Raw genomic sequence first — 7,985 nt, forward strand, 5'->3', positions numbered from 1 at the left:
CATCGGTGATTTGGTACAGCGTACAGAAGTTGAACTATTGAAGACTCCAAACCTGGGTAAGAAGTCTCTGACTGAAATCAAAGACGTTTTGGCATCTCGTGGTTTGTCTCTGGGTATGCGCCTGGAAAACTGGCCTCCAGCAAGTATTGCTGACGAGTAACCAGATCACAGGTTAAGGTTTTTCTGAGAAGGATAAGGTCATGCGCCATCGTAAGAGTGGTCGTCAACTGAACCGTAACAGCAGCCATCGTCAGGCTATGTTCCGCAACATGGCCAGCTCTCTGGTTCGTCATGAAGTAATCAAGACGACCCTGCCTAAGGCAAAAGAGCTGCGTCGTGTGGTTGAGCCGCTGATCACGCTAGCTAAGATTGACAGTGTTGCTAACCGTCGTCTGGCATTCGCACGTACTCGTGATAACGAGATCGTTGCAAAATTGTTTAATGAACTGGGCCCACGTTTTGTAAATCGTGCTGGCGGATACACTCGTATCCTGAAGTGCGGTTTCCGTGCGGGTGACAAAGCTCCGATGGCTTACATCGAGCTGGTTGACCGTGCTGAGTCTGTTGCAGAAGCAGCAGCTGAGTAATCGCCCCTAATAAAAAAGCCGGGTTTATCCCGGCTTTTTTATATCTTGTGTTTGGTCTTGCTGTTTTTTCTTTCGTTTTCAATCCTACACTTCTTTTTTCAATACTGTTTTATCCTTTCTAATTTCTAATCTCTTATTTTTGCTGTTGTTTGAGTAAATCTCTGATTTCAATGAGCAGTTTTTCTTGTGCGCTTGGCTCTACTACTGTGGGTTTCTCTTCTTGTGCATCTTCTTTGCGTTTTAAACGGTTAAGAGCTTTTATTGCAATAAAAATAGCAAAGGCGACGATAGTAAAATCAAACAGTTGTTGTAAAAACATGCCGTAATTAAGCATTACAGCGGGCGCGCCATCGGCGGCTTCACGTAAAACAAGGTGGAACTGTTTAAAGTCAATGCCACCGATGAGTAGTCCAAGTGGTGGCATGATAATATCAGCGACGAGGGATGAGACTATTTTACCAAATGCTGCACCGATGATGACACCGACGGCAAGGTCAACAACGTTGCCACGCATGGCAAATTCACGAAATTCTTTTAAAAAGCTCATAGTATTTCCTATCAGGTAAAGTGAATATGGATATTGATAGTATGTGATGCATTGTGTCTTTTTTGTAGTGCTGTTTGTTATTCTGGGTAATAAAAAAGCAGAGATAGCTCTGCTTTTTTAGTTTTTAAGGTGGATGGTCTGTTACAAAAAGAAGGGGCTTGGCTGAAACAGACGTTCAACATCAGGAATGTGTTTTTTGTCAGTTAGGAACATGATGACATGATCACCTTGCTCGATGGCAGTGTCATCGTGTGCGATAAAGACCTCTTCACCACGCACGATAGCACCAATTGTGGTACCTGGTGGTAGCCGTATTTCAGCTACAGTACGGCCGACAACTTTGGAGGTGGTTTCATCACCATGTGCAATGGCTTCAATGGCTTCTGCAGCACCTCGACGTAAGGAGGAGACGCTGACAATATCAGCTTTTCTTACGTGGGTAAGTAGGGCTGAAATAGTAGCTTGTTGCGGTGATATGGCAATATCAATGACACCACCTTGTACCAAATCAACGTAAGCAGTACGTTGGATAAGTACCATAGCTTTTTTTGCGCCTAATCTTTTTGCCAGCATGGCTGACATGATATTGGCTTCATCATCATTGGTTATGGCAATAAAGACATCAATTTGTTCGATGTGTTCTTCGGATAAAAGCTCTTGATCAGAGGCATCACCACAAAAAACGATGGTATCGTGTAGCATTTCGGCTAATTCTGCCGCTCGCTCAGGGTTTCGTTCGATCAATTTGATGCTGTAGGTTTGTTCAAGGCTTTTTGCTAACCCTGCGCCTATGTTACCACCACCGACAATCATCAGACGTTTATACGGTTTTTCTAACCGTTGTAATTCACTCATCACGGCGCGGATATGGTGTGTGGCGGCAACAAAGAAAACTTCGTCATCGGCTTCTATGATGGTGGTGCCTTGAGGACGAATCGGGTGATCTTGACGGAAAATAGCGGCTACTCGGGTATCAATGTGTGGCATATGCTCACGCAGGGCGGAGAGTGCATTGCCGACAAGTGGACCGCCATAATAGGCTTTAACAGCAACTAAGCTGACTTTATCTTCTGCAAAATTAACAACTTGCAGTGCGCCTGGGTATTCAATCAGTTTACGAATATAGTCGGTAACCAGTTGTTCTGGCGAGATTAAATAATCAATGGGGACGGCTTCATTATTAAATAAGCGGCCTTGCTCTTTGATATATTCGGGCGCTCGGATCCGCGCAATACGGTTTGGAGTATTGAAGAGAGAGTAGGCGACTTGACAGGCAATCATGTTGGTTTCGTCAGAGTTAGTGACTGCAACTAGCATGTCTGTGTCTTGTGCGCCCGCTTCACGCAATACGCGCGGGTGCGCGCCGTGGCCGAGTACGACTCGTAGATCGAATTTATCCTGCAGTTGACGTAAACGTTCAGGATCTTTATCGACAATGGTGATGTCGTTATTTTCACCGACTAAGTTCTCAGCCAGCGTTCCGCCGACTTGACCTGCACCGAGGATAATGATTTTCATGAAGTTTTTTCCATGTCTTTGCGGTTAGATACTTTTCTTCAGTTTGGCATAGAAGAAGCCATCACCACTGAGCGTGTCGGGAAGAAGTTGCCAGTATGGGGCAGTTTCGGTATCCAGATCTATGCGCTGAGCATCAGGTGTACGTTGAAGAAAATCATCAATTTGCAGTGCATTTTCTTCCGGCAATATTGAACAGGTTGCGTAAATCAGAGTACCGCCAGGTTTGAGTTGTTGCCAGTTAGCATCAAGAATTTCACGCTGTAGTGCGGTCAAGGTTGCAATATCATCATCACGGCGCAGCCATTTGATATCGGGATGACGGCGGATTACACCGGTTGCTGAGCAAGGAGCATCAAGCAAGATCCGGTCAAACTGTTCACCTTGCCACCAAGCTTGCGGCGTTCTGCCATCTCCACAAATTAAAGTTGCTTGTTGCTGAAGGCGATTCAGGTTCTCTTGTACCCGATTGAGGCGATTTTGTTCAACATCAACTGCAACCACTCGTGCTTGTGGTGCCGCTTCCAGTATGTGGGTAGTTTTTCCGCCCGGTGCAGCGCAAACATCAAGGATCAGTTCATGATTTTGCGGCGCAAGCAGATCTACGGCGTGTTGAGCAGAAACATCTTGTACGGTGATCCAGCCAAGATCAAAACCGGGCAGGGCAGTGACAGCGCTCGGCGTGGTTAGGCAAATTGCATCGCCTTGCAGCGGATGTGCAGTTGCTTCTATCTCTTGTTGTTGTAACAGAGCAAGGTATTGATCTCGGGTATTGTGCTGACGGTTTACACGCAGCCACATTGGGGGCTTTTGATTGTTGTTGTGTAAAATATTGGCCCATTGTTCTGGATATGCTGCCCGTAAACGTTTTACAAACCACTGTGGATGCAGGCAATTATCAGCGGTTTTTTGATCGCTGATACATAAAATATCATCGCTTTCACGCTGAAAACGTCGTAGTACGCCATTGACTAATCCGCGTAATGCTGGCCGTTTTAGGTTAACAACCGCATTTACACATTCGCCAACGGCTGCATGAGGGGGAATTCGGGTATAAATTTGTTGATATAGCCCGACTAACAAGAGGTGGTGAACAACGCGTTGTTTTCCGGTGAGTGGTTTATCCATTAACTGTTTTAAACAGCTCTCTAGTCGGGGTAAGACGCGTAGTGTACCAAAGCAGAGTTCTTGTAATAAACCATGGTCGCGTTCAGCAATTTGTTGCTGTGCTTTTGGTAACACACTGCTAAGAGAAAGCCCGCGATCAAGTACTTGGTGGATCACTTCGGCCGCTGCCGCACGTAAATTTGTTTTCATAGCAACCCAGTCAGAGTCATTAAACGGTGATCAAAAAAAGCCGGCAATGCCGGCTATCGATAATTAGGCGAGGATATTTCCGGGGGTGAACCATTCACGGCGTGAGTTCAGGAGATCCTGAATAGCCATAGGTTTTTTCCCTGGTGGTTGCAGTGTGATCAGGTTCAGTATGCCGGAGCCGGTAGCCACATAAATACCGTGCTTATCGGCCTGTAATAGGGTTCCGGGTTGCGTATTGTGGGAAGTATTGATGGCTTCCACGCTCCAGACTTTGATATTTTGATCGGCAACAGAAAAATAGCTCATAGGCCATGGATTAAACGCTCTGACGCAGCGCGCTAGAAACTCTGCAGGTTGTTGCCAATCAAGTTTGGCCTCTTCCTTAGAGAGTTTTTCTGCATAGGTCACATCATCCTCATTTTGTACTTGAGGATGTGCTGTTCCGTCAGCAAGTTGCGTCAGTGTATCGAGTAAAGCTGCTGGCCCCATGTCAGCTAATTTCTGGTAGAGCGAGGCACTGGTTTCAGTCGGTTCTATCGCACAAGAAACTTTGTGCAGCATATCACCGGTATCAAGGCCGATATCCATTTGCATAATGGTGATCCCCGTATGGGTATCACCGGCCCAGATAGCGCGTTGGATTGGTGCAGCACCACGCCAGCGTGGAAGCAGAGAACCATGTACGTTGATACAGCCTAAGCGCGGCATATTGAGCACTGCTTGCGGTAAAATTAAGCCATAGGCAACAACCACTAAAATATCGGCATTTAAGGCAGCCAATGGTGTTTGGTGTTCTTCTTTACGCAATGTAGGCGGTTGAAATACTGGGATAGCATGTTGCTGAGCCAGCACTTTTACTGGGCTTGCGGTGAGTTTTTTCCCGCGCCCAGCAGGGCGATCCGGTTGAGTATACACGCCGACAATCTGATGCTGTGAGGCGAGTAAAGCCTCAAGATGGCGCGCAGCAAAGTCAGGTGTACCGGCAAAAACGATCCGTAGTGATTGGCTCAAAACGTAGCTCCGTTAAGACTGTCGACGAGATTGTTTATCCATCTTCTCGATTTTCTGGCGGATACGTTGACGTTTCAGTGGGGATAAATAGTCAACAAACAGAGTGCCTTCGAGGTGATCCATTTCATGCTGGATACAGATTGCGAGCAGATCATCCGCTTCGAGTTCGAAAGGCTGACCTTCGTAATTTAATGCTCGAATTTTCACGTTTTCGGCACGTGCAACGAGTGCGCGTGAGCCGGGAACGGAAAGGCAGCCCTCTTCGATACCGGTATCGCCGGATTTTTCGATTAATTCAGGGTTGATCAGAACAAGGCGTTCATTACGATCTTCTGAAAGATCAATCACGACAATACGTTGATGAATATTGACCTGCGTAGCAGCAAGCCCGATACCCTCTTCTTCGTACATGGTATCGAACATATCATCAACAATACGTTGAATTTCGGGGGTCACGTCAACGACAGGCGCTGCTTTAGTGCGCAGACGTTCGTCGGGAAAATGTAATACTTGCAATATCGCCATAAGAGTCTTGGAACTGCACCTTGATTTTTAAACCGATAATCAGTCTCATTCTAGACATTTTAACCCTTGATTGACAGCATTTGGTGGTTAACCATTTTATGGAAGGATTAAATGCCGTGAAGTTTCGCTGGCTATATCTATTTTTGTTGTTGCCGTGGCTGAGTATAAGTGCTCCTCAGCTAAAAGATCATTATCCTTCTGAATATATTGTCAAGCGGGGGGATACGCTATGGGATATCGCAGGGCGGTTTTTAACTCAACCGTGGCGCTGGCCTGAAATTTGGCAAACGAATCAGCAAATTGCTGATCCACATTGGATCTATCCGGGTGATCGTCTGTTTTTACGTTGGATAAATGGTAAACCGGTGCTGACTAAAGATCCTCGTGTGCAAAATGCGTATTCAGGCTTAACGCCGGTGCCGGTGCTCGATGTAGGCCGCTTACTAACGTATGTGAATCAGCAGCAAATTATTGACCAAAAAGCGTTGTCAGATCTTCCGCGAGTCATTGGTAATAATGATGGTCAACGCCGTATTACCGGAGGACGACCACTGTATGTTGATGGTCTGTTGGTTGCTGGGCAGCGTTATGCGGTATTCCGTGCTCAGTTACCGGTAAAAAACAGGGATAACAAACTGCTCGGGGTCAGAATGTCGAGAGTCGCCACTATTGAAGCGGTTGATAGTGGTGTTGTTAGTGGCGCGCTCGTGGTAGGTGATCCACTGCTTGAGATTATTGCCGGAGATGTTGTGTTGCCAGAAGCTGACGCCGAAGCCTATTCAACAAATATGGCTTTGCGAGCAGCAACGCTGACACAAGCAAACGTGTTGGAGAACGCTAATCAAAGTGAGTGGATGACGCCGCGTGATATTGTCGTGCTAGATTCGGGTACTGAGCAAGGAGTGAAAGCAGGGGATGTATTTTTAATCCGGCACCCCGGTCTGGCAACGGTCTCAACCCGTGAAGGGCGTAAACTTGCACAAGATGCAAGTGTTGGTCAGCGCTGGGCTGATCGTAAAGATGAGCGTTTACCGGGAGAGTTTGTCGGGCAACTGGTGGTGTTTCAAGTCACCGGTAAGCTTAGCCTTGGTCTGATTATGTCATTACAAGAACCAACACGGGTTGGTGCTGAGCTTGTTAGCCCTCGCTATGCCGAATCATCTTGATACTTGGCTTCGTCTATACAGCGTACCGGGCATGGGTCCGGTACGTATTCAGCAGCTTCTTTCGCAGTATTCCATTGATGATCTTCCTTTATTTGACTCACTGGCATGGCAGAACATAGGGTGGAGTAATAGCCAAATTCAGCACTGGTTTCAGCAATCTTTAGTGATTGCTGAACGTTGTAAATACTGGGCGGATGCTCCTGACTGCCATATTGTTACATTTGACTCACCGCTTTATCCCTCACTATTAAAAGAGATTTCAGCACCACCACCGGCATTGTTTGTGCAGGGTTCTCCACATGTATTAATGCGTCCGCAATTGGCCATGGTAGGAAGCCGTCATTGCACCGCTTACGGTCAACAGTGGGCCAGCTATTTTGCCAGCGAGTTTGCTCGAGCCGGTATTGTGGTGACCAGTGGATTAGCATTGGGTATTGATGCGTTTTGCCACAAAGCGGTGTTGGAGGCAAAGGGCGCTACCGTTGCGGTGCTTGGGTCTGGTTTACAGAAGCTCTATCCTGCACAGCATGCTTCTCTTGCGGCCCGCATTTGCGCACAAGGTGGCGCGGTAATTTCTGAGTTTTTCCCCCAGCAGGCCGCAAGGCCGGAATATTTTCCACGGCGTAATCGTATTATCAGTGGGTTATCAGTCGGGTTATTGGTGGTTGAGGCAACAGAGTCGAGTGGTTCGCTGATTTCAGCACGTTATGCATTAGAGCAGGGGCGTGAGGTTTTTGCACTGCCAGGGGCTGTGGGGCAGGGTGCGAGTAAAGGGTGTCACCAACTCATCAAGCAAGGCGCTTGGTTGGTGGAAACACCCAGTGATGTTTTAGAGCAGCTGAGCAGCCTAATTTGTTGGGTAAATGAACAGCAACAAGAATTAAATGATGATCCCGTGGTTGAGCAATTGCCATTTGCTGAGGTGTTAGCTACCGTAACGGAAGAAGTTACACCTGTAGATGTTGTCGCTGAACGTACCGGTCAGTCTGTTTCTGATGTTTTGGTAAAATTACTGGAGCTTGAGTTAACGGGCTGGATCACAGCAGTACCTGGCGGCTATGTCCGAATTAGGAGGACAGGCCATGTTTGATGTATTGATGTACTTATTTGAAACCTACGTGCATACCGAACAAGAAATGCGCGTTGATCAAGATATCTTAACTGATGAGCTCTCAAGAGCGGGATTTCATCAGGATGATATAAATAAAGCACTTATCTGGTTGGAAAAACTGGCTGAACTGCAAGAAAGTGATATCAAGCCTTATTTACTGGCCCCTGCACCTAATACCGTGCGCATTTATACACAAGAAGAAGAGA

General features: G+C 46.9%; 10 protein-coding genes. 5 read left to right on the forward strand and 5 right to left on the reverse strand.

Annotated elements, in window-relative coordinates; translation table 11 throughout:
• Both ACRC27_RS04920 and rplQ read left to right on the forward strand, forming a co-directional pair.
• The coding region (locus tag ACRC27_RS04920) for a DNA-directed RNA polymerase subunit alpha C-terminal domain-containing protein (protein ID WP_272941371.1) at positions 1-160 on the forward strand (160 nt) is incomplete at its 5' end.
• A gap of 40 nt (positions 161-200) precedes the next feature.
• Positions 201-587: a 50S ribosomal protein L17 gene (gene rplQ, locus ACRC27_RS04925; RefSeq protein ID WP_438623196.1), complete on the forward strand. Its 387-nt coding sequence runs from the start codon at positions 201-203 to the stop codon at positions 585-587.
• 133 nt (positions 588-720) lie between these two features.
• Here rplQ and mscL read toward each other — a convergent pair whose 3' ends face one another.
• The 5 genes from mscL to def all read right to left on the reverse strand — a co-directional run bounded on the left by mscL (position 721) and on the right by def (position 5,502).
• A complete protein-coding gene (gene mscL, locus ACRC27_RS04930) occupies positions 721-1,134 on the reverse strand; it encodes a large-conductance mechanosensitive channel protein MscL (RefSeq protein WP_438623197.1) in 414 nt (137 codons plus the stop codon).
• Positions 1,135-1,275: 141 nt separating this feature from the next.
• On the reverse strand, positions 1,276-2,652 hold the full coding sequence (gene trkA, locus ACRC27_RS04935; protein WP_438623198.1) for a Trk system potassium transporter TrkA: 1,377 nt from the start codon (positions 2,650-2,652) through the stop codon (positions 1,276-1,278).
• A 24-nt stretch (positions 2,653-2,676) separates the two neighbouring features.
• Entirely contained in the window at positions 2,677-3,966 is a 1,290-nt protein-coding gene (rsmB, locus tag ACRC27_RS04940; protein WP_438634312.1) for a 16S rRNA (cytosine(967)-C(5))-methyltransferase RsmB, read from the reverse strand.
• A gap of 63 nt (positions 3,967-4,029) precedes the next feature.
• Positions 4,030-4,977 carry a methionyl-tRNA formyltransferase gene (fmt, locus tag ACRC27_RS04945; RefSeq protein WP_438639323.1) on the reverse strand — a complete coding sequence of 316 codons (948 nt, stop codon included), beginning with the start codon at positions 4,975-4,977 and terminating at the stop codon, positions 4,030-4,032.
• A gap of 12 nt (positions 4,978-4,989) precedes the next feature.
• The gene (gene def / locus ACRC27_RS04950) at positions 4,990-5,502 is read right to left on the reverse strand and encodes a peptide deformylase (RefSeq protein ID WP_438623201.1); all 513 of its coding nucleotides are present in this window, start codon (positions 5,500-5,502) and stop codon (positions 4,990-4,992) included.
• 98 nt (positions 5,503-5,600) lie between these two features.
• Here def and ACRC27_RS04955 point away from each other — a divergent pair, with 98 nt between their 5' ends.
• The 3 genes from ACRC27_RS04955 to ACRC27_RS04965 all read left to right on the forward strand — a co-directional run.
• Positions 5,601-6,668: a LysM peptidoglycan-binding domain-containing protein gene (locus tag ACRC27_RS04955; protein WP_438630935.1), complete on the forward strand. Its 1,068-nt coding sequence runs from the start codon at positions 5,601-5,603 to the stop codon at positions 6,666-6,668.
• Positions 6,652-7,758, forward strand: coding sequence for a DNA-processing protein DprA (gene dprA / locus ACRC27_RS04960; RefSeq protein WP_438639325.1), 1,107 nt, complete (start codon positions 6,652-6,654; stop codon positions 7,756-7,758). Before ACRC27_RS04955 ends, dprA begins: the two co-directional genes overlap by 17 nt.
• The coding region (locus ACRC27_RS04965) for a DUF494 family protein (RefSeq protein ID WP_438639324.1) at positions 7,751-7,985 on the forward strand (235 nt) is incomplete at its 3' end. The genes dprA and ACRC27_RS04965, both read left to right, overlap by 8 nt.

This window comes from Plesiomonas sp., assembly GCF_051650925.1.
GTDB lineage: Bacteria > Pseudomonadota > Gammaproteobacteria > Enterobacterales > CAMTGL01 > Plesiomonas.

What these genes read in the sequence shown, in the direction of transcription:
- rplQ (WP_438623196.1), top strand. Translation starts at nt 201, where the DNA reads ATGCGCCATCGTAAGAGTGGTCGTCAACTGAACCGTAACAGCAGCCAT.
- mscL (WP_438623197.1), bottom strand. Translation starts at nt 1,134, where the DNA reads ATGAGCTTTTTAAAAGAATTTCGTGAATTTGCCATGCGTGGCAACGTT.
- trkA (WP_438623198.1), bottom strand. Translation starts at nt 2,652, where the DNA reads ATGAAAATCATTATCCTCGGTGCAGGTCAAGTCGGCGGAACGCTGGCT.
- rsmB (WP_438634312.1), bottom strand. Translation starts at nt 3,966, where the DNA reads ATGAAAACAAATTTACGTGCGGCAGCGGCCGAAGTGATCCACCAAGTA.
- def (WP_438623201.1), bottom strand. Translation starts at nt 5,502, where the DNA reads ATGGCGATATTGCAAGTATTACATTTTCCCGACGAACGTCTGCGCACT.
- ACRC27_RS04955 (WP_438630935.1), top strand. Translation starts at nt 5,601, where the DNA reads ATGGAAGGATTAAATGCCGTGAAGTTTCGCTGGCTATATCTATTTTTG.
- dprA (WP_438639325.1), top strand. Translation starts at nt 6,652, where the DNA reads ATGCCGAATCATCTTGATACTTGGCTTCGTCTATACAGCGTACCGGGC.